At 55.6% G+C, this 21,343-nt stretch carries 21 protein-coding genes; 8 read left to right on the top strand and 13 right to left on the bottom strand.

The window, feature by feature from the left end:
• Window positions 1-52: 52 nt before the first annotated feature.
• Window positions 53-778: a phosphate signaling complex protein PhoU gene (phoU, locus tag ELY25_RS17035; RefSeq protein ID WP_126952452.1), complete on the top strand. Its 726-nt coding sequence runs from the start codon at window positions 53-55 to the stop codon at window positions 776-778.
• Window positions 779-853: 75 nt separating this feature from the next.
• Window positions 854-1,594 carry a sulfate transporter CysZ gene (gene cysZ, locus ELY25_RS17040; protein WP_126952453.1) on the top strand — a complete coding sequence of 247 codons (741 nt, stop codon included), beginning with the start codon at window positions 854-856 and terminating at the stop codon, window positions 1,592-1,594.
• 95 nt (window positions 1,595-1,689) lie between these two features.
• On the opposite strand, the gene ELY25_RS17045 is transcribed toward cysZ, so the two are convergent.
• The 6 genes from ELY25_RS17045 to ELY25_RS17070 all read right to left on the bottom strand — a co-directional run bounded on the left by ELY25_RS17045 (window position 1,690) and on the right by ELY25_RS17070 (window position 6,926).
• Window positions 1,690-2,016 (bottom strand): hypothetical protein, encoded by a 327-nt coding sequence (locus tag ELY25_RS17045; protein WP_126952454.1) that lies wholly within the window; start codon window positions 2,014-2,016, stop codon window positions 1,690-1,692.
• A gap of 536 nt (window positions 2,017-2,552) precedes the next feature.
• Window positions 2,553-2,921 (bottom strand): hypothetical protein, encoded by a 369-nt coding sequence (locus tag ELY25_RS17050; protein ID WP_126952455.1) that lies wholly within the window; start codon window positions 2,919-2,921, stop codon window positions 2,553-2,555.
• Between the two features lie 301 nt (window positions 2,922-3,222).
• Window positions 3,223-4,515 carry a phosphate regulon sensor histidine kinase PhoR gene (gene phoR, locus ELY25_RS17055; protein WP_126952456.1) on the bottom strand — a complete coding sequence of 431 codons (1,293 nt, stop codon included), beginning with the start codon at window positions 4,513-4,515 and terminating at the stop codon, window positions 3,223-3,225.
• 2 nt (window positions 4,516-4,517) lie between these two features.
• Entirely contained in the window at window positions 4,518-5,207 is a 690-nt protein-coding gene (phoB, locus tag ELY25_RS17060; protein ID WP_126952457.1) for a phosphate regulon transcriptional regulator PhoB, read from the bottom strand.
• Between the two features lie 142 nt (window positions 5,208-5,349).
• Complete coding sequence (ubiA, locus tag ELY25_RS17065) at window positions 5,350-6,240, bottom strand: 4-hydroxybenzoate octaprenyltransferase (RefSeq protein WP_126952458.1); 891 nt, start codon at window positions 6,238-6,240, stop codon at window positions 5,350-5,352.
• A 35-nt stretch (window positions 6,241-6,275) separates the two neighbouring features.
• Window positions 6,276-6,926 (bottom strand): chorismate--pyruvate lyase family protein, encoded by a 651-nt coding sequence (locus tag ELY25_RS17070; RefSeq protein ID WP_126952459.1) that lies wholly within the window; start codon window positions 6,924-6,926, stop codon window positions 6,276-6,278.
• Between ELY25_RS17070 and ELY25_RS17075 the strand changes: the two genes are divergently transcribed.
• The 4 genes from ELY25_RS17075 (at window position 6,925) to ELY25_RS17090 (ending at window position 9,839) form a co-directional block, all read left to right on the top strand.
• Entirely contained in the window at window positions 6,925-8,115 is a 1,191-nt protein-coding gene (locus tag ELY25_RS17075) for an NAD(P)/FAD-dependent oxidoreductase (protein ID WP_126952460.1), read from the top strand. The genes ELY25_RS17070 and ELY25_RS17075 overlap by 2 nt on opposite strands.
• 106 nt (window positions 8,116-8,221) lie before the next feature.
• Entirely contained in the window at window positions 8,222-8,494 is a 273-nt protein-coding gene (locus ELY25_RS17080; protein WP_018918476.1) for an HU family DNA-binding protein, read from the top strand.
• Window positions 8,494-8,850, top strand: coding sequence for a hypothetical protein (locus tag ELY25_RS17085; RefSeq protein ID WP_126952461.1), 357 nt, complete (start codon window positions 8,494-8,496; stop codon window positions 8,848-8,850). The genes ELY25_RS17080 and ELY25_RS17085 overlap by 1 nt, the downstream gene beginning before the upstream one ends.
• A gap of 50 nt (window positions 8,851-8,900) precedes the next feature.
• The gene (locus ELY25_RS17090) at window positions 8,901-9,839 is read left to right on the top strand and encodes a LysR family transcriptional regulator (RefSeq protein ID WP_126952462.1); all 939 of its coding nucleotides are present in this window, start codon (window positions 8,901-8,903) and stop codon (window positions 9,837-9,839) included.
• Here ELY25_RS17090 and ELY25_RS17095 read toward each other — a convergent pair.
• The 5 genes from ELY25_RS17095 to ELY25_RS17115 all read right to left on the bottom strand — a co-directional run bounded on the left by ELY25_RS17095 (window position 9,818) and on the right by ELY25_RS17115 (window position 14,839).
• Complete coding sequence (locus ELY25_RS17095; RefSeq protein ID WP_126952463.1) at window positions 9,818-11,368, bottom strand: aldehyde dehydrogenase family protein; 1,551 nt, start codon at window positions 11,366-11,368, stop codon at window positions 9,818-9,820. The genes ELY25_RS17090 and ELY25_RS17095 overlap by 22 nt on opposite strands.
• Window positions 11,368-12,255, bottom strand: a complete 888-nt coding sequence (locus ELY25_RS17100; RefSeq protein ID WP_236995759.1) for an NAD(P)-dependent oxidoreductase — start codon at window positions 12,253-12,255, stop codon at window positions 11,368-11,370. Before ELY25_RS17100 ends, ELY25_RS17095 begins: the two co-directional genes overlap by 1 nt.
• A gap of 110 nt (window positions 12,256-12,365) precedes the next feature.
• Window positions 12,366-13,526, bottom strand: coding sequence for a M20 aminoacylase family protein (locus ELY25_RS17105; protein ID WP_126952464.1), 1,161 nt, complete (start codon window positions 13,524-13,526; stop codon window positions 12,366-12,368).
• Window positions 13,527-13,536: 10 nt separating this feature from the next.
• The gene (locus ELY25_RS17110) at window positions 13,537-14,031 is read right to left on the bottom strand and encodes a hypothetical protein (RefSeq protein ID WP_126952465.1); all 495 of its coding nucleotides are present in this window, start codon (window positions 14,029-14,031) and stop codon (window positions 13,537-13,539) included.
• Window positions 14,021-14,839, bottom strand: coding sequence for a DUF3100 domain-containing protein (locus tag ELY25_RS17115; RefSeq protein WP_126952466.1), 819 nt, complete (start codon window positions 14,837-14,839; stop codon window positions 14,021-14,023). Before ELY25_RS17115 ends, ELY25_RS17110 begins: the two co-directional genes overlap by 11 nt.
• Before the next feature lie 158 nt (window positions 14,840-14,997).
• Between ELY25_RS17115 and ELY25_RS17120 the strand changes: the two genes are divergently transcribed.
• Together ELY25_RS17120 and yccS are read left to right on the top strand one after the other, a co-directional pair.
• The gene (locus tag ELY25_RS17120; RefSeq protein WP_126952467.1) at window positions 14,998-15,990 is read left to right on the top strand and encodes an MDR family NADP-dependent oxidoreductase; all 993 of its coding nucleotides are present in this window, start codon (window positions 14,998-15,000) and stop codon (window positions 15,988-15,990) included.
• A gap of 91 nt (window positions 15,991-16,081) precedes the next feature.
• Window positions 16,082-18,268, top strand: a complete 2,187-nt coding sequence (gene yccS / locus ELY25_RS17125) for a YccS family putative transporter (protein WP_126952468.1) — start codon at window positions 16,082-16,084, stop codon at window positions 18,266-18,268.
• 18 nt (window positions 18,269-18,286) lie between these two features.
• Here the strand turns inward: yccS and recG are convergent, their stop codons facing one another.
• Both recG and ELY25_RS17135 read right to left on the bottom strand, forming a co-directional pair.
• A complete protein-coding gene (gene recG, locus ELY25_RS17130) occupies window positions 18,287-20,365 on the bottom strand; it encodes an ATP-dependent DNA helicase RecG (RefSeq protein WP_126952469.1) in 2,079 nt (692 codons plus the stop codon).
• On the bottom strand, window positions 20,362-21,291 hold the full coding sequence (locus ELY25_RS17135) for a hydrogen peroxide-inducible genes activator (protein WP_126952470.1): 930 nt from the start codon (window positions 21,289-21,291) through the stop codon (window positions 20,362-20,364). The genes recG and ELY25_RS17135 overlap by 4 nt, the downstream gene beginning before the upstream one ends.
• Window positions 21,292-21,343 lie beyond the last annotated feature (52 nt).

A 21,343-nucleotide genomic window follows, 5' to 3' on the forward strand; every position in this document is an offset into this window, starting at 1 on the left:
AGTACGTAAAGCAGTTGCCCAGGCCTAACTAACCCAACATCAGGAGCGCTCAATGGATATTACGAGCAACACTCACAGCCAGCATATCTCGCGCCAGTTCAACCAGGAACTGGAGGAGCTTAAAACCCACCTGATGGCCATGGGTGGCCTGGTGGAAAAACAGGTTCAGGACGCCGTGCATGCCTTGCTTGAAGGGGATACCCGTCTGGCCGAGAAAGTGCGCGATAATGATCGTCAGGTGAATGAACTACAGCTGCAGATCGATGAAGAGTGTACGCGTGTGCTGGCGCGCCGCCAGCCTGCCGCTTCCGACCTGCGCTTGGTGCTGGCGGTCATCCGCGCCACTTCAGACCTTGAGCGTATCGGCGATGAAGCCAGCAAAATTGCCCGTAACGCCCTGCTGTTGAGCGAAAACACCAGCGCGGTGCGCGGCCTGATTGAGGTTCGCCATATCAGTGAGCACGTGCGCAAGATGTTGCGCGATTCGCTGACCGCATTTGCCCGCTTTGATACCGAACTTGCCATGCAGGTTGTCCATGAAGATGAGCTGGTGGATGACGAGTATGGCAGTGCCATGCGCTCGTTGATGACCTTCATGATGGAAGACTCACGCGCCATCAGCTCGGTACTCAGCATCATGTGGGTACTGCGCGCACTGGAGCGGGTGGGCGACCACGCCAATAACCTGGCGGAGTACGTGGTCTACCTGGTGAAAGGCCTGGATATCCGACATAGCGACCCGGGCACCGTGGATCAAAAGGTGCTGAAAAAGCCTTGACCCATAAGGCATTTCCTCTTGCAATACGTCTGGGCTGATACCAGCCTGGACGTCTGTTTATGAGGAAATTGTGCTATGTTGAATGCCATGACAGCGCTTGGCCAGGGCACGCGCCTGGTGTATCGAAAGGGGTTGCGGCGGTATATTTTTCTTCCCATCCTCGTCAATGTCATCGTTTACGCCACGATGCTAAGCGTCGTCATCAACCGTTTTTCCGGCTGGCTCGATCATTGGATAGGTTTAGTACCCGCCTGGCTTGACTGGCTCTCCTGGCTAATCTGGCCGCTCTTCATGATCAGCCTGTTGGCCGTGATCTTTTTTACGTTCACGCTGATTACTCACCTGCTTGCCGCCCCTTTTTATGGATTCCTGGCCGCCAAGGTGGAAATTCAGGCAACCGGCCGCATCCCACTGGATGATCGCGGGCTCTCCAAGACTGCTATAGATGCCGTAGGTCGGGAACTGATCAAGTTAGCTTATATAGCCCCTCGTGCCATTGCGCTCTTTATCGTCAGCTGGATTCCAGGGCTTAACCTTTTTGCTCCCCTGCTATGGGGGCTGTTTTCCGCCTGGGTAATGGCCATTACTTATCTTGATTACCCCATGGACAACAATAAGGTGGCGTTTAAAGACATGCGTCAGCGGTTATCCAAACGCTGGTGGCAAAGCCTAAGCTACGGTGGCTTGGTAACTCTGATTACCTGGATACCGCTCGCCAATCTTTTTTTGATTCCAGGGGCAGTAGCCGGCGCCGTATTGATGTGGGACCAACATTACCGCACAGCGCGCGAGCTCACCCATCAAAGCCATTCATGACCTAGCGTCTTAAACTAAGCTAACGCTATAAAATGCAAAGGCCCCGCATGTGCGGGGCCTTTTTACGCTGGGAAGTACGCTTGTGCTATCAACACTTACCAATCAGTGCCGTCACCTTCATCACGCGTCAGATCAGAGGTCTGATACGAATTAGTGTTCTGGCGACGGTTACCATCCTGATCTTGATGGCTGGTCGGCGTGTAGTTGGTGTTCATACGATCACGCTCGCCATGGTTAAGCTCACTGGCAGAATAGCGGGCGCTGGATGTAGCGCTGGAATGCGGCTTATCGATTACGTCGCTACCCACTGCACGATCTTTGTTTAGCTCGATTGAGTCATGCGCGAAGGCTAGCGGGCTTGCGATCAAGCCAAAAGAAACACCTAAAACACCTGCTTTTTTTACCATGTCTTTGAATAACATAATTCTATCTCCTAAAAATATCGGCGCCGCTTGAGATGACCAATGACTTTTCAAAAGCAAATTTACGCGGCTACTGCCTTCGACCTTAGTATTGCATGCTCAGTGCCAACTACTAATAAAACAATAAATACCAATTAAAATCAGCATGTTATAACTAAATATAAGGATACTAAATATTGTAATCCATATTGATAGCGCGCTAATATTTTGTGTAATAATGACACATGTGCCATTTCTTATGAGCCAAAATAGCTCATTAGTAAATTATTCTCGCCAAGCTTGGGGGGATTTTGTACCCACAAAAAAATCAGACCCCACCGAAGCAGGGTCTTGATCAGTCATACTCTGGACAATATCTAACGCTAGCTTCCTATCCTTTTGCGGGACTCCAACCTTGGAATTTACCCTGACTAACGTTGTGACTGTCGTTTGATTCATTCCTTGAATCGTTGAGCATCCATACTATAGGACATCCGTGCCCCAAATTCGCTCAATCCTTAAGCTCAAATCTTTAATAAATTAGTCTAAACTAATATTTACTGATCAGTAGTTACTGAACTGTTTTCCTTGGGCAGGTCATCAGACTCAAATGATGTGTCACCGCCTGAGGTTTCACCGGTCGGGCCGGAACCCATTGCTTCATTGTCTGATGCAGATGAACTTGTTGAGTTCATGGAGCCTTGTAAATCGGTTGCTGCATCGCCTTCTTCATGAATCAATTCATTTTGATCATAAGTGGCTGAATCTGTACCAGCGCCCGTAGATTGTGTTTCCATTGGCTCTTGGTCGGGAGAAATATTGCCGCTTGGATTAGCTGGCTCTTGAGCAAAAGCAAAAGGGCTTGCCATAAGACCAAACGTTACACCTAAAATGCCAGCTTTCTTGAGTAGTTCCTTGGACATCATGTTCCGTCTCCTAGATCGCTGTTGATACCGCTTAATTTAAGGAAGTGCCATCCTGGCTTACCATTTCCTGCGGTAGTCTTCCTTGTTTAATATATTGCAGATGCAATGCCAGAAAATGCTATAACTATGAATATTTATTAAAAAACAAATATTTAAAATTAATTATTGGCACCAAAAAGAATGATAGAACGGCAGTTTAAGCCACCAATGGGTGACTATAAATGACACATGAGCAGCCATTGACCATAATTAACTGACAGTGTGACACACTTGTACAACAGTTGTTGTGCAGGCTCTGCTTTCAATCTTTGATTAACCGTGTGGCGGGAAAGACGCAGCGGAATAGGGCGCCTTCTTCGGGATGGGATTCAACCTGAAGCTGTGCCTCATGACGCAGTAATACATGTTTGACGATCGCAAGCCCCAGTCCTGTACCGCCGGTCGTGGTACTGCGCCCCTTGTCGACGCGATAAAAACGCTCGGTCAGGCGCGGGATATGTACAGGATCGATACCGTCGCCGTCATCCTCTATCTCAATGCAGGCGCCGCCATCGATCATGGTGGCCCAGCGCAGGGTAATTTGACTGCCCGCAGGGGTGTAGCGCACGGCATTGAACGCCAGATTGGAAATAGCACTACGTATTTCCTGTTCACTGCCCAGTAGCCGAGCATCGCTTTCGATAACCACATGCACAGCATGCTTACCATGTGATAGAGCCAGCGCATCTTGACGTACGCTGTTCAACAGTTGCTCAACCGATAGCGGCTGATGGTCCTGGCCACCCTGGTCAATTTCCAGCCGAGATAGCAGCAGTAGATCATTGACCAGATTCTGCATTCGCTGCGTCTGATCCTGCATCTGCTCAATGCCACGTCCCAACCGGGGTGGCAGTTGGTCGGCCAGGTCACCATAAGTTTCCAGATAGCCCGAAAGCACGGTAAGCGGCGTACGTAGCTCATGGGACACATTGGCTACGAAATCACGTCGCATCTGTTCAAGGCGGTGTAGACGGGTGATATCCCGGGCCATTACCAGGCGTTCGTCATCGCCATAGAGGGTAATCTGGTATTGCAGGATGCTGCGCTCGTCGATGGGCGAGGGCAGCGTGAGCGGCTCACTATAGTCGCGAGCATTGAAGTAACTGATAAAGCCCGGGTCGCGCAATAAGTTGGTGATATGCTGGCCACGATCATGGGCTGTCTGCAGCCCCAGCATATCGGTGGCCGCACTGTTCCACCATTCAAGGTCACCGTGGCGGTCAAGCATCACGACGCTGTCACGCATGGCTTCGGAAGACTCTTGAATACGCGCTAACGTAGCCCGTAAACGGCCTTGGGTAATACGCTGGCTTTTTTGGTACCGATAAAGGCGATCCAGCAGTTCACCCCACATACCACTGGCGGCTGGCGGCTCATCGTTTGGATTAAGAGTTAACCACTGAAACAGCGCACGCAGCTGGCGTAAATGATGAAACAGACATACGCTCAACCCCGCCGCCAGCCCCAGCCCTGCCGAACCTAATAGCCAGCCCAGGCAAACCCCAATAGTCGCTAACCAGGCGATACGCCACAGTTCACGACTCCACAGGCGCATGGTTAGACCCTGGCAGAGAAACGATAACCGGTACCCCGTACCGTCTGGATAAGGTTCTGATGCACTTCACCCAACGCTTTACGCAGCCGACGGATATGTACATCCACCGTGCGCTCCTCAACATAAACATTGCCGCCCCATACCTGATCCAGTAACTGGCTGCGGGTATAAGCGCGTTCCTGATGAGTCATGAAAAACTGCAGCAGGCGGTATTCCGTAGGACCCATTTCCAGGGCTTTGCCGTGGGCACTGACTCGATGGCTGACCGGGTCAAGCAATAGGCCGTTGATCTCGATCGGATCTTCAACCCCACGCGGCGTGGCGCGGCGCAGTACCGCTTTCAGGCGCGCGACCAGCTCACGAGGAGAAAAGGGCTTGGTAATATAGTCATCCGCACCCGATTCAAGCCCTTGGATCTTGTTATCTTCCTCGCCCTTTGCCGTCAGCATGATGATGGGCAGTTCGGCAGTCGCCTCTTCACGTTTTAGTCGCCTGGCAAGCTCAATACCACTGGTGCCCGGCATCATCCAGTCAAGCAGCAGTAAGTCGGGCTGATGGTCGACTACCATGGCGTGGGCATCCTGGGCATTATCCGCTTCAAGCACGCGATAGTCAGCCATTTCCAGCGCTACAGCGATCATTTCGCGGATAGGCGCTTCGTCATCGACAATCAAAACGGTCTTGGCGGTCATTCCAGGGCCTCACGGTGTTCAATGAAAGGTAATTCCATGACATATCTGTGACAATAACACCATGGCTTGATGACACTTCCATGACAAACGCTACTATATCACTAAGCCCTATCACTAAGCCTTTTCCCTCGCCCTGGTTTGACTATCCAGTAACCGGCCACCAGCTTAGCCCAATACCGGCAAAGATCAGCAGGCCTGACCAATGGTTATTTAAAAAGGCTTGAAAGCATGGGTCGCGCTCACGGTGGCGAATTAGCCGTTGCTGATGGATAAAAGTAGCCGCCATGCCAGCAAGCCCCAGCCAGAAGAAGCCGCCCAGTTCCACGCGCAGGCCCACCCAGGCCAGTAGGCCAAGCGTTGCCAGCTGCAGCAAGCCAATGATCAAACGATCGGCACTACCAAACAGCACTGCAGTCGATTTAATGCCAATTTTCAGGTCGTCATCGCGGTCAACCATGGCGTACTGGGTATCGTAAGCCACGGTCCACAGCACGTTGGCGAGAAACAGAATCCACGCATCAAGCGGGACATAACCAAGCACCGCACCAAAGGCCATGGGAATAGCCCAGGAAAATGCCGCGCCCAATACCACCTGCGGGAAGTGCGTATAGCGTTTCATGAACGGATAAATAAACGCCAGCACGACACCGCCCAACGATAACAACACCGTAAACCAGTTTGTTAGCAGTACCAGGATAAAGGCAACGGCGACTAATCCGATAAACAGTAGCTGTGCTTCGGTTTCACTGATACGCCCGGTAGCTAGCGGGCGGCTTTTAGTACGCTTTACATGGCCATCAAAGTGCCGATCGGCATAATCATTGACCACGCAACCCGCCGCACGCATGACGTAAACGCCTGCCACGAAAATCAGCAATACGTTTCGGCCCGGCACGCCTTCAGCGGCGATCCACAGCGCCCATAGGGTCGGCCACATTAAAAGCCAGGTACCAATTGGTCGGTCCAGACGCATCAGTTGCAAGAAGTCGGCGACCCGCGCCCATCCGGTTGGCCGCAACAAAGAACGATCCATGCTTACCTCACGAAAAGAAGAGATGCCGAGCAAGCCTAACGCGAAGGCAGGCGAAGATCATCTGCCATGTTGGTTAAAAAGTACTCCTGTACCAGCAGTGAAAGCCCACCATGCTGAAACACCGAGCGTCGTCCCCAAAGGCTCTGCGCGTTGTTGCACGCCGGATACGCAAAGCGGGGTGCACAGGCACTCGCCTCAAGTGGGCCACGCACCAGATCAGGCTGCTGAAACAACCAACTGCCTAACGAGCGTTCACCCAAACGATCCAGATGCTGGCCCTGCAGCTGCGTTAACGGCGCAACCGAACGCGCGACCACCCAGGGCGACTCGTCCACGCAAAGAGCCACCTCGCGCAGCCAAGCATAGCGGCGGTGCCCAATATTCAGCGCCTGGGCTTCATCTTTCCAGGGCATGCCCACACCTTGGTGCAGCAGGCGAACGCGAAACGGCCGCTCGCCTCCCGCTTTTATCAGACGGGCCGTCAGCGAATCGGTGGAGGCCACCCACTGCCACCAGGGCGCGCTCATGGCCGGACGTACCGCCGCCACGGGCTGCCAGACAGGAAAAGTGTAAGCAGGCCGAAAAGAGTAAGTCACCACCGGATACTCCCGGGCAAAAAACGGAGCGGCTAGTGTAACATGGTGGTCAGACAGGCTTTTATTGCATCGACTATTTGAGGATGGCATGCCCGTATCACACACGCTTGATGCCACTGACCACGCCGGGCTGGTCATTATCGGCACCGGAATGGCGGGCGTCGGGCTTGCCCGCGCGCTGCGCCGCCTGAATGACCGCCGCGCGATCACTCTGATCAGCCTTGATAGTGGCGACGACTACAGCAAGCCTCTGCTCTCGACCGGGCTTACCAAGCACATGCCGCCCGAGCGGTTGGTTCAACGCACCACCGCCGCGCTTGCCGATGAGCTGGATGCCCGGGTAATAACGCATACTCATGTTGAGCAGTTGACACCCGAGGTGCGGACCATCCGCTTGAGTGATGGCCAAGCCCTTGGCTACGACACCTTGGTGCTGGCGACTGGCGCCGCCCCTCAGGCGCCATTTGCAATACCCGATAGCGTCTCCCGGCGCTTTTTTACCGTCAATAACCTGGACGAATACCGCCGCTTTCGAGCAGCGCTTGACGAACGCCCTGCCCGCGTGGCCGTTATCGGAGCGGGCCTGGTAGGCTGCGAGTTTGCCAACGATCTGCATGTTGGCGGACACCAGGTAACGCTGATAGCACCGGAAACCACGCCGCTGGCACGGCTTCTACCCGAACCGCTCGGCACCGCCCTGGGCTGCGCCTTTCAGGATGCCGGTATCCAGCTTGCCCTGGGGCGTACGCTTGCCGACATCAGCGCAGGCAGCGACAGCCCCGTTCGGCTCACGCTGGGCAATCACGCCACCCTTGATGTAGACCTGGTGCTGCTGGCCACCGGCCTGGCACCCCGCATCGCACTGGCTGACGCCGCCGGGCTTGCCGTATCCCGCCACGGCATTACGGTTGATCGCTACCTGCGCACTTCGGACCCACATATCCATGCGCTTGGCGATGCGGCCTGCGTGGCAGGGGTCAACGCCATGTACGTGCAGCCGCTGCAGGCTAGCGCCAAGGCGCTGGCCGCCACACTTGCCGGCACACCGACGCAGGTCAGCTTCGGGGCCTGGCCGATTATCGTCAAGACTCCGCTGCTGCCGGTAGTGGCCTATCCACCGGCCGTTAGCGTTGAACGCTGGCGAATCGAGGGTGAAGGCAGCGATATGAGTGCCCTTGCGGAAGATAAACACGGGAATTTAGTCGGTTTTGCGTTGACAGGGGGCTGCGTGAGACGGAAAGTGGAGCTTTCCAGAGCATCACCTGCACTGCTAGGCTGATTTTCACCGCGTTCACGACTAGGCTGGATAAGCCAACTCAGCCTGGGTGACGCATTTAATAACACTGTTATGCATTACGCTTAATATTTCACTAGGGGAATTCCTTATGCGCAAACCTGAACTCGCTGCCGCTATCGCTGAAAGTGCAGACCTGTCTAAGGACAAGGCAGGCCAAGTTCTGAATGTAATTCTGGATGAAATTACCAACAGCGTGGCCAAAGGCGAAGATGTAGCACTGATTGGTTTTGGCACCTTTACCGTACGTGAGCGTGCAGCACGTACCGGCAAGAACCCGCAAACGGGTGCGCCTCTGCAGATTCCGGCCAGCAAGAACGTAGCTTTCAAGCCAGGTAAAGCGCTTAAGGATGCCGTTTCCTAATGAAGCTAAAGCTTGCGCTGTGGCTGTTGAGCCTTATGCTCAAGCGCGCTCTGCGCCGCAAGCCGCGCTTTCGTGAACAGTTAGAACGAATGCGCAGTCTCGACTGGGGCATTGCCACAGAAGACCTAAAAATTGCCCGTTACTATCGAATGACGCCGAAAGGCATCACCTCAGCTGCCGGTTTACCGGTTGATCTGGATCTTGAGCTACGTTTTCGCGATCAAGACACCGCGTTACGTATTCTCAGAAAACCAACGCAGCAGGCGTTTCTCGATGGAATGGTCAATGGCGAGGTTCGCCTGGTAGGTGACTCCGCCGATATGAATAAGCTGCAAAAGCTGTTGAAGTATCTGTAGCGTTTAACTATCGGCCCAGGGTAACTCATAAAAAGGGTATAAAAGCCACGATGGATATACCTCATCAACGCTTGGTTTACTTTCGCGTTACCCTGGAGTCTGGATCGATACGGCGTGCAGCGGCACGGCTAGACATTGCACCCTCGGCGGTTAGCCGACAAATCGCTTTGCTGGAAGAAGCCTTGGGCGCGACGTTGATGGAACGTCAGCGTGACGGCATTTCGCCCACCCCGGTGGGCGAAATGTTGCTTGAGTACTGTGCACGGCGCGGCGCGCTGGATGAAAGCTTTATCACTTCTCTTGAGGCGTACCAGCGCCTTGAAACCGGCACTATCTCACTGACCGTTGGTGAAGGGTTTGTTAGCGACCTGGTTGCCTCTCCGCTACATGAATTCAAGCAACGCTATAAAGGCATACAGCTCGATATTCATATTGCGGGCACCTCCGGCATTATTGAGGCGGTCGTTGAAGACCATAGTCATATTGGCCTGATGTTTCACGAACGAACCCACCCGCAACTGCGTTTTTGGGCTTCAAGCCCTCAGCCACTGATGGCCATTCTGCCCCCCGGGCACCCTTTGGCAACCCAAACCACTCCCTTATCGCTCACCCAGCTTGGCGCAGAGCCCATGGCTATGTGGGATCCCACCCATGGCGTACGTCAAATGGTCGACCAAGCGTTTCAACAGGCACATATTGCGCCGCAACTGGCCATGAATACCAACTCCATGGTTATCCTGGCCCAGTATGTACGCAGCGGCATGGGTATTACTCTGCTGCCTGCCTTTGCCGTGGCCCACGATCTTGAAATCGGCACCTTAATTGCCCGGCCCATTGATGATCCGCTTTTTCAGCGCTCTCAAGCCCATATGGTCACACGAGTGGGCCGCCAGCAGCCTAAGGCCAGCATACTGCTATTGCGCCACTTGCAGCGCTGGATGCAGGCTTTTCGCGACCCAATGAGCAATCAACCCACGCCGTTACCATAGCCAAAGGCAACACTCGCCTCTGGCGCCGTCTCTACCCAGATACTTTGCGGCACGCTATATTCACGCAAACCTTCAAGCCCGCTGGAACGGCCAAAGCCACTGTCGCCAAAGCCACCAAACGGCGACATGACGCTAATCGCCTTATAGCTATTAATCCATACCGTGCCAGCTCGCAGCTGCCCAGCCACCCGATGCGCCCTTGCTACATCCTGGCTCCATACGGCACCGGCCAGCCCAAATCGAGTGTCGTTGGCCAATTGAACGGCCTGCGCCTCATCGTCGAAAGCCATCGCAATTAATACCGGGCCAAACACCTCATGCTGGGCAATCTCCATATCCGGTGTCACATCGACCAGAACTGTTGGGGCGATAAAATAGCCCTTGGCCTCTTCAGGCAAGCCTTCCGGACGTTTACCGCCGGTTAATACCCGAGCTCCCGCCGCAACGGCGGTATCAATCATCCGCGTCACCTGTTCAAACTGACGATTATTCTGTAACGGTCCCATACGTGTAGCCTCGTCACTGGGCAGCCCTACCTGTATCTGTTCAGCGGCTCTGGCCAATCGAGACGTCACCTCGTCAAAAACCGAACGCTCAATCAATAACCGCGACCCTGCCACGCAGCTCTGCCCGGCAGCAGCAAAAATAGCGGCTTGAGCACCCGCTACGGCATCATCCAGGCGCGCATCGGCAAACACGATATTGGCCGACTTTCCGCCCAGCTCTAAAACACTGGGCACCAAGCGCCGAGCCCCCGCTTCTGCAATCATGCGCCCGCTTTGGGGAGAGCCAACAAATACCAGCTTGCTGATCGTTGGGTGGCCGGTGAGTGCTGCACCGGTGGTTTTGCCTAGCCCATTGACAATGTTGATCAACCCTTGTGGCAAGCCACCACTTTCCAACAGCTTGGCAATAACCACGGAAGTAAAGGGCGTTAACTCCGAGGGTTTCAGCACAACGCCATTACCCGCCGCAATAGCCGGAGCAAGCTGCCAGGCACAGGTAAACATGGGCGCGTTCCATGGGGTAATTTGTCCTACCACGCCGTAAGGAAGGTAGCGCACATAGTTAAGATGTGATGTAGGAACTGGAATTACTTCGCCATGCTGCTTATCACACCAGCCTGCGTAGTATTCAAACATTTCACGTACCTTGCCCACTTCCGCACGGCAGTCTCGGATTGGCTTGCCAGCTACTAGGCTTTCCAGTTGGGCAAGCGCCTCTTCATGCCCATCCAGGGCGCGCAGTGCCGCGTTCATGCGGCGCCCTCGCTCGCTTGCCGTTAATGTTATCCACTGACGCTGCCCCCGTTGCGCCGCGGCGGTTGCGCGCTCAATCAATACGCCGCCCGCATCGCGATAGCTAACCAAGGTGTCACCGGTCGCCGGGTTGGTCAGAACAATATCGTCACCGCTACCCTCTATTAATTGCCCATCGACCCAGTTACTTAATGGCGTGGCACCCGTCATTCCAAAACCTTCCAGTAACATCGTTAACTGTTCACAGGCGTGTTGGTTAAGGTTCTTCATTACAAGGTGTCTCCATGCGTGGCACGCGCTAGGACGGGCGTGGTGATATGGTTAAAGTCATCGCTATCGGTTGGCTGGTCGGCGTTGGCATGCCAGGCATCTACGACGGTCTGGAGCAGAGGTAGCGGAATGCCAAGCTGTTCGGCAGCATCACGTGCCAGACGAAGATCCTTGCGCATCAGGCCCGTGGTAAACCCTGAATCAAACCGTTCGCTCAACACCCACTCGGGAAAGTTCACTTCACTGACTGCGCTACGCCCAGAACCGCTGTTAAGACCGGCCAGGCAGGCAGCAGGCTCGACGCCTGCCTTGGCCGCCATGGCAACCGCTTCAGCGGTAGTGAGAAGATGCGCCGCGCATAGGTAGTTGTTGGCTAGCTTGACCACATGGCCGCTTCCCGGCCCACCTACGTGGGTACGCTTGGCGGACATGGCTTCCAACATGGGCATTACCCGCTCAATGGTGGCTGTCTCCCCTCCCAGCAACATGCCAAGCTTGCCGCTGGCAGCGCCTTTGGGGCCTCCGCTTACTGGGGCATCCAGCCACTCTAAGCCAGCCGCCAAGGCCTTTTTGGCCAGCTCACGACTCACTGCCGGGTCGCTGGTTGAAGTATCCACAATCACACTACCCTTGGGCGCCAGTTTAAATATACCGGGCGAGTGCTCTAGAACCTCGCGCACATGCGCCGATGTAGGCAGTGAAAGCAGATAAACATCGCTTGCCGGTAATGCATTGGGTGCGGCCACCGCCAGCCCGTCGGCAGCCAGACGCGCTCGCGCCTGTTCAAAGACATCGCTCCCGGTAACCGCGAATCCGGCGGCTTTAAGAGTAAGCGCCATATTGCCGCCCATTTGCCCCAGGCCAATTACGGTAATGGTTAAAGACACGATAAAACTCCTTAAGCTCTCGGTGGAGAACGCTTTTTTGCATGTACGCTCCCCCTACCCGTGAAGGCATCGTTAGAGAGCGATAAGTAGTGGTTGGTTAAGGCTTCGCGTTAACGCTTGAGCAGCGCGCCAACAAGTTCCACCCAATAGCGGGTGCCTAATGGCAACAAGGCATCATTGAAGTCGTAGTGTGGGTTATGCAGAGATGCGGATTGCTCACCATTACCCATCCAGATATAGGCGCCGGGCCGCTCAGCGAGAAGAAATGAGAAATCTTCAGATGCCATACTGGGCGGCGGGTTACGGCGCACGTTATCACTACCCAGCAGGTTTTCCAGCACTGTGGCGCACTGCTCGGCATGTTCCGGCGTATTGATGGTGGCAGGGTAACAGCGCTGGTAATCAAGCGTAGCCTGCACGCCATGAAAATCCGCCAGGCTGGAAATTGCCTGTTTAAAGCGCGTTTCCAAGTGCTCTTTAAGCGTCATATCAAAGCAGCGCAGCGTACCACGCAGTTCCACCTGTTCAGGAATGACGTTAAACGTGTCGCCACCGTGAATACTGGTAACGCTAAGGACCGCCGGCGTGTCCGGTGGCGTTTCGCGGCTTATCAACCCCTGCAGCTGGCTAACCAGTTGGCAACTCGCCAGCACCGTATCGATGCCCAAGTGCGGCATGGCCGCGTGGCAGCCCTTACCCGTCAACGTCAGCGTGAAGATATCAAATGCCGCCATCACCGCCGTATCGTGTACCGCCGCCTCACCTACCGGCATGCCCGGCCAGTTGTGCAGGCCGTAAACGGCATCCATGGGGAAGCGCTCAAACAGGCCATCTTCCACCATGACCCGTCCGCCACCTTCGTTCTCCTCCGCTGGCTGAAAGATAAATACCACACGGCCCTTGAAGTCCGGCTGCTGCTTCAGTGCCCAGGCTGCGCCCAGCAGCATGGTCGTATGGCCATCATGGCCACAGGCGTGCATCTTGCCTGGTGTCTTGGAAGCGTAACCAAGCTGAGTCTCTTCACGAATATCCAGGGCATCGATATCGGCCCGCAGACCAATGCTTCTGCCTTGCCCCAGGCGTCCATCCAGCACCGCAACAACACCTGTACCGGCTAGCCCCGTGGTTACTTCAAGCCCCCACTCCCTGAGCAGTGAAGCGATCCGAGCGCTAGTGCGATGCTCCTCAAATGCGGTTTCTGGATGCTGGTGAAAGTCGTGGCGCCACTCCTCGAGTAGAGCAGTATCGGGCAGGCTGATCGGTGCGCTCATGGTTCTCTCCTTAAAGCAGTATGTGGGCCACAACCGCCGAGCCGATGAAGGTGCCGGTGAAGACCAGCAACGCGACCAGTACCAGCTTCCAGCCGGTCTGTTTGAACATAGCGAACTCACGCCCGGTAAGTGCCAGCCCTGCATAAGCCAGTACCGGTGTTACCACTGCCAGGAAGTTAACCTGTGCCAGCTGTTCAAGAATCCATTCATTGCCAGGAAAAACCGGCAGCGTCATCACAATGCTTATTAGTGAGACCCAGGCAACGCTTGGCAAATAGAAAGGGAAAACACGACCAATGCCCAACCCAACCATCACCATGGCGTAAAGGATTAGCATACCGGGGAGCGCATCCAGCAGTGGCGCGCCGTTTACCACGTTGCTGAACCACGCAGAAATACATACAGCGGCCAGTACCAGCGCTGTCTTGCCCAACTGATTTTCTGGGCGCAACTCCTTTAACGCTTCGGCGTCGAAATGATCTACCGCTGTTTGACTAGCTTTCATGACGAACCTCCGCAGGCGTATTGCCTTTCAGACGCTTATACATCCACTCAGTAATTGGCAGGGCGATAAACAACGAAATATAAAGACCCGTCGCATAGGTCAGCAGGTTGCTGGCTCCGGCAAACGCCAATAGTTCGTCTTTCGATGCAGGCACTGCTTCCACCAACGCAGCTGAACAAGCAGCCACCATACTGCCGCTGCCCACTCCGCAGGCCATTGCCAACGCTCGGATATCAAGAATATCGAGCGATGCGATATAGCCTGCCATCAGCGCAAAATAGAGGGTGCCGAACATCGTGCCGACAACGTAAACCCCCATGATGCCGATGCCTTCAGGGCTTCTAAGTCCATAGCGGTCGGAGATAATCGCAATATTGGGCTCTCGGGCGATGGAGTAGGTAGCGCCGATGGCTTCACGGCCCATCTTGAGCACCAGAACCGCAAAGGGCAGCGCTATGAGCATGGTGCCAAGATTACCCAGCTCTTGAAGCAGCAGCGCGGGTCCGGCCGCAATGATCTGTTCGATGGCGGGGCCAATAGTGGAGCCAAACTTGGCAATAAAAGGCAGGATAGCAATCAGAATAATAGGTCCTGATGCGTGGCTGACCGGTTTGGGAATCAGCTTGCCCATGCCTGAAAAAAGATGAGGATTAAGCAGCACGCCAATTATAAAAGCATAAAGCAGCGGTAGGAGAAGAAGGGTTCCCGGCCCTAGGGGTATCCGTACGATACCGACCCATTCGGCCAACATCGACGTCACGATCACCGTCAGGTGAAGACGCCAGCTCAGCAGTAGTTTTAGATCCATGGAAATGATCCTGTTTTTGTTAGAGTCATTTCGAGTATCGAAAGGTTGCTGTTCTAATCATAGGGCTTTTGTGATCTGTTTTTTAGTACACCACCTTTTTCTGAGTAGGCGCATGCGTCACAACCAATACATTTATTTTCAGCGTGAGAAACATTGTTATGTTCACCCGTGGCTTGATATTGCACTCCCTCCCTGAAGGAAAACTGCAACCTGAACATTTTCGTATCATTAATATTGCGCTACCTGATAGACCTACTCTGCTACTAAAGCCCCGCTATGTCAGCGTTGATCCCTATATGCGCACCCGCATGCAACCTGAAGGCTACGATTATATAGAACGCTGGATTGCTGGCAGCCTGCTCTCGGGTTGGACACTGGCCGAGGTTATTGCCAGCAATACCCCCGCTTTCAAGCCGGGCGAGTTGGTCGTGGGGCATCTTCCCATGCAGGAGATCATTGCCTCTGATGGAAAAGGCCTAATGAGGATCCCGGCGGGGAGCGACCCAACTGCTTTTTTGCACCCTTTGGGTATGACAGGGTTTACGGCCTGGGTAGGTATGCAACTGATTGGTCAGCCAACGGAGGAAGACACCGTGCTGGTTAGTGCAGCGGCGGGAGCCGTGGGGTCCATTGCAGCACAGCTGGCTAAACGCTCGGGAGCCCGCGTCATCGTGACGGCCGGGCGAGCCGACAAGCGTGACTGGCTGCGTCATCAAGGTTTTCAAGCGGTGCTTGATCACCGCCACGCTGACTATACCAAGCAGCTAAATAATGCCGCTTCCTCAGGTATTACACTTAATTTTGAAAACGTGGGCGGTCCTGCTTTCAAAGCTGCAATCGAAGCAATGAGAGTTAATGGACGTATCGTGCTATGCGGCTTGGTAAGCCAGTACCAATCTGACCGGCCCCGCCAAAGTCCTGAGAATTTTGCTCAATTACGCCAGAAAAATATCTCAGTACACCCTTTTGTCGTACCTCACTACCTCCGTTATTGGGCCGATTTTCAAGAATTTATGGCCCCTCTCGTAGCTCAGGGTGGCATAAACTGGTCGCTAGATACCCTATCAGGTGGCTTGGACAGCATTGGTCCGGCGCTAATTGGTCTGCTTCACGGAGATAACCTGGGTAAGCGTGTCGTAGAAATAACTTAAATGGCACCCCAAGATACCATCTGAGCCATAGCAACGGGCTGCCCATAATAGGTATACTAAAGTCTAACAACGACCCACAATAAGAGTCTCTATGCCCACTTTTTCACTGCCGCTACGGCGTCTTTGGACCCTGGACAAGTTTGCTTATAGCCTGCGCGTTTTTCTGGCGTTCAGCGGTGCGCTGCTGTTCAGCGCCTACTCAGGCAATATTGCACTGGTCATACCGCTATTTCTGGGCATTATTGCCTGCGCTCTTTCTGAAACTGATGACAGCTGGCAGGGTCGCCTGCAGGCGCTGAGTGTCACACTCTTATGCTTCACCCTCGCCTCCTTTGTGGTTCAGTGGCTGTTCCCTTGGCCATGGCTGTTTGCCGTGGGCCTTGCGGTTTCCACCTTCACCCTGATCATGCTCGGGGCCATCGGCCAGCGCTATGCGACGATTGCGTCAGGGACGCTGATTCTCTCGATCTACTCGATGATCAATATCGAGCAGCACGGGGGTGTTGATCATGAAGTGTCGGTTCGCCAACTGCAGCTGATTGCCGGCGCGGCCTGGTACGGGCTTATTTCAGTGCTCTGGTGTGCGCTGTTTTCGCGCCAGCCGCTCAAGCAGAGCATGGCACGGCTATACAAGGCGCTAGGCGAGTTTCTGATCTTGAAATCGGCGCTGTTTGAACCGGTGCGGGGCGTTGACGTTGAGGCCCGGCGCGTGGCCCTGGCGCGTCAGAACGGTAAGGTGGTGGACGCGCTTAACCAAGCCAAGGAAATGATCTTTCGCCGCCTGGAAGGCCAGCGCGGCAACCGCAAGCTTAACCGTTATTTACGCATCTATTTTATTGCCCAGGATATTCACGAGCGAGCAAGTTCGACCCATTACCCTTACAGCGCGCTTACCGAAGCCTTTTTCCACCACGATGTCCTATTTCGCTGCCAACGGCTCCTGGACCAGCAGGGCCGTGCCTGCCGCCAGTTGGCCAAGTCGCTGCTGCTCAACCGGCCATTTGATCACCGCCAGAGCGAAGAAGCCCTGGCCGATCTGCGTGCCTCGATTGATAACCTGAGTGAACGGGGCAAGCCTGAATGGCGCCCGCTGATGCGCCCGCTCAATGCGCTGGCGGATAACCTAGCCACACTGGAGGGCCAGATTGCCAGTGCCCACAACCCCGACATGGCCGATGATCGCCGCGATAGCACCCTGTTTGATCGCTCGCCTTCGAGCCTGAAGGAGGCCTGGAGCCGGGTCCGGCTTAACCTGACGCTAGGCTCGCCGACCTTTCGCCATGCCATACGTCTATCATCGGCGCTATTGGTAGGCTATGGGCTACTTCAGTGGCTGGACCCTGAACAAGGCTTCTGGATTTTGCTGACCACGCTGTTTGTCTGTCGACCCAACTTTGCCACCACCCGGCGTTTTCTTTCCCAGCGGATTATGGGCACGGTGTTGGGCTTGGTTGTCGGCTGGGCCTCCATCAGCCTGTTTCCCCAGCCAAGCGTGCAGAGCATGATTGCCGTGGCTGCAGGCGTGACCTTTTTTGCCAACCGGGAAAAGCACTACATCATCGCCACCGCCTCGATCACGCTGCTAGTACTGTGCAGCTTCAACCAGGTAGGCGACGGTTTTAACCTGATCTGGCCGCGGCTGTTTGATACGCTACTGGGTTCGCTGATTGCCGGGCTGGCGGTGTTTTTCATCTTCCCAGATTGGCAAGGGCGCAGGCTCTACCGTGAGGCGGCCAAGGTGCTCACCAGCCATCGCCGCTACCTGGATGAAATTGTCCGCCAGTACCAGGAAGGCAAGCAGGATGGTCTGGCCTACCGCTTGGCACGCCGCAACGCTCACAATGCCGATGCCGCGCTTTCCACGCTGCTTACCAATATGCTCCATGAGCCTGGGCACTACCGTAAGCAGGATGCGGATGACGGTCTGCGCTTTCTGGTGCTCTCCAATACCTTGCTGAGCCATCTCTCCGCCTTGGGCGCCCACCGCCATCAACTGGCCGAAGATGAAGGCGACACAGCGCTGGTGCCCGTTGCGAAACGCATGAGCGAAATGCTGGAGCATCTGGCGGAACAGCTCGATAAGCGCCAGCTAACCGAGGCGCTAACCGAGCAGGCAAACGAGCTGGTAGCCCAGCTGGATGAGCAGGACGGGGCCACTGCCGACGAGCAGGCGATGGTGGTTTACCGCCCAATTCAGAGTCAGCTACGTCTGATTGGCGAGCAGCTGGCGCCACTGGGTGAAGCGGCCAACCGGCTTATCAGCCCGGCTAAGGGCTGAGGAGTATCTGGTGAGGCTTTACACCTGCCCGTAACGCCCGGCAGCTTCGCCCAGCCAGCGGCGCACCAGCACAGCGGTCACCTGAGGGGCGTGCTGCAGCTCGGAGGCCAAGGAGGTCACACGCTCCAGCAAGTCGGCATCACGCTCAAGATTGGCAATTTTCATCTGTGCCAAGCCGGTCTGACGGGTGCCCAGCACCTCGCCGGGGCCACGGATTTCCAAATCCTTTTCGGCAATGCGAAAGCCATCGGTGGTTTCACGCATGACGCTCAAGCGCTCACGGGAGCTTTTGGAAAGCGGTGGGTGATAAAGCAGCACGCAGAAACTTTCCGTCCCGCCACGTCCGACGCGCCCGCGCAGCTGATGAAGCTGGGAAAGTCCCAGGCGCTCTGGGTTCTCGATGATCATCAGGCTGGCGTTGGGTACATCCACTCCCACCTCAATGACCGTGGTAGCCACCAGCAGATCCAGCTCGCCTTCTTTAAAAGCCGTCATTACCTCAGTCTTTTCGCTGGGCTTCATGCGCCCATGCACCAGGCCGATGGCCAGCTCCGGTAGCGCTTCGGTCAACTCCTGGCTAGTCACTTCCGCCGCCTGGCACTGCAGTACTTCGGACTCTTCGATCAACGTACACACCCAATAGGCCTGGCGGCCATCGCCACATGCCCGGCGGATACGTTCCACCACCTCGGGGCGGCGTTCGTCAGACACCACCACGGTTTTTACCGGCGTCCGCCCCGGGGGCAGCTCATCAATTACTGACACGTCTAGATCCGCATAGGCGCTCATGGCCAGTGTGCGCGGAATGGGCGTGGCGGTCATGATCAGCTGGTGAGGCGTCAGCCCGCCCGCTTCGCCCTTTTCGCGCAGCGCTAGCCGCTGATGAACGCCGAAGCGATGCTGTTCGTCAATAATCGCCAGCCCCAGGCACTGAAAGTGAACATCGCCCTGAAACAGGGCGTGGGTGCCGACCACCATGCGCGCCCGGCCGTCAGCAATCGCCGCCTTGGCATCCAGGCGGGCTTTGCCCTTCAGCTTGCCTGCCAGCCAGGCGACTTCGATGCCCAGCGGCTCAAACCAGCTTTTAAACGAACGGTAGTGCTGCTCGGCGAGAATTTCGGTAGGCGCCATAATCGCGGCTTGGCAATTGCCAGCAAGTGCGGCCAGTGCCGCCATGGCGGCCACTACGGTCTTACCCGAGCCCACATCGCCCTGTACCAGGCGCAGCATGGGCGCAGGCCGGCTGAGGTCCAGGGCTATCTCCTCCAGCACCCGCCGCTGGGCACCGGTCAAGGCAAAGGGTAGCTGGGCTAGAAAGCGCGCCTGCAGGTTGCGTCCGGAGGGAAGTTCCGGCGCACCATCGGCCTGGATGCGCAGGCGCACTTCGCGCAGGCTGAGCTGATGGGCTAATAGCTCCTCCAATGCCAAGCGGCGCGTAGCGGGGTGCTGGCCCAAAGTCAGCTTGTCGATATCCACATCGGGCGGTGGCTGATGCAGCAGGTGCAGGCAGGCGTGGAGCCCCGGCAGGTGAAAGCGCTGACGAAGCGGCTCAGGTATCACATCAGGCAGCGCTTCGGGCGCGCTATCCAAAAGCTCCAGCGCCTGCTGTGTCAGTGCTCGCAGGCGCGTTTGATTCAGCCCTTCAGTGGTCGGGTAAATGGGAGTGAAGTACTCATCGACCGGTGTTTCTCCGGCGCCGTTTAGCCGGTATTCAGGGTGATAAATCTCCAGCCCCGTGGCGCCCGCCCGCGCTTCGCCAAAAGCGCGCACCGAAGTGCCTGGGCGCAGTTGCTGCTGCTGAGCAGGCGAAAAGTGAAAAAAGCGCAGGCTTAAGATACCGCTGCCATCACGCAAGCGTACCAACAAACTTCGACGCCGCCCCTTGACCACATCCGAGGCGGTGACCTCACCCTCGATAACGGCTTCCTGCCCTGCCCGCAGCAGGCCAATAGGCGTTAATCGGGTGCGGTCCTGGTAGCGCAAGGGCAAATGGAAAAGCAGGTCACTGATATGCTCAATGCCCAGCCGCGAAAGTTTAAGCGCCAGGGCTTCACCTACGCCCTTAAGCGCTGTTACGGGGCTGGTAAGATCGCTCATGAGCGCGCTTTATCCGTTTGGTCCGGCTGCTTGCAGCGGCTGATCGCATCCACCAGAGCGTCAATCGCTTTAGGCCGGGGAAAGCTTGCCCGCCAGGCAATTGCGACCGTGCGTGAAGGCGCGGGGTCAACAAATGGACGGCTCTCTAGCATGGCGTTTTCATATTGGTCGGTACCTAAAGCAGACTGGGGCAAGACGGTAATTCCCAGCTTCGAAGCCACCATGTGTCGAATGGTTTCAAGCGACCCGCCTTCGGCAATAAGCGTGTTATTCGGGCTGTTAAGCTTCTGAGTAATCGCCGGGCACGCCTCAAGAATCTGGTCTCGAAAGCAGTGACCTTCGCCCAGCAGCAGCAAGCGCTCCTCCAGCAGGTCCTCTTTGCGGATCGCGTCACGCTCGACCCAGTGGTGATTCGCAGGCATGAGTACTTCAAATTGCTCTTCGTAAATAGGCTTGGTCACGATATCGGTGTCGGTAAACGGCAGCGCCACGATAATGACGTCCAGCTCACCATTTTTCAGCTTAGCACGTAACGTTCCGGTCATACCTTCTTCGATATACAGTGGCATTTGCGGTGCGATATCGGCAAGCGCCGGAATAAGATGGGGGAAAAGATAAGGCCCAATGGTATAAATGGCTCCTATACGCAACGTGTTGGAGAGCTGATCCTTGCCAGCGCTTGCCATTTCATAGATTAGCCGGCTCTGTTCCAGTACACGCTGGGCTTGGGCGATTATCTTCTCGCCAAGTGGGGTTACCTGGATGGTCGACTTGGAGCGCTCAAATAGCGGTATTTCAAGCTCGTCCTCCAGTTTTTTCACCGCCACCGACAGAGTGGGTTGTGAAACGTGGCAACGTTCTGCCGCACGGCCAAAATGGCGTTCTTGGGCAAGGGTTACGATGTAGCGAAGTTCTGTTAAAGTCATAACGGCGCCAGTGGGCATCCTCTCGTAGCAGCTCGTGACTAATATCATGACC

Source organism: Vreelandella populi (genome assembly GCF_003989825.1).
Lineage (GTDB): Bacteria > Pseudomonadota > Gammaproteobacteria > Pseudomonadales > Halomonadaceae > Vreelandella > Vreelandella populi.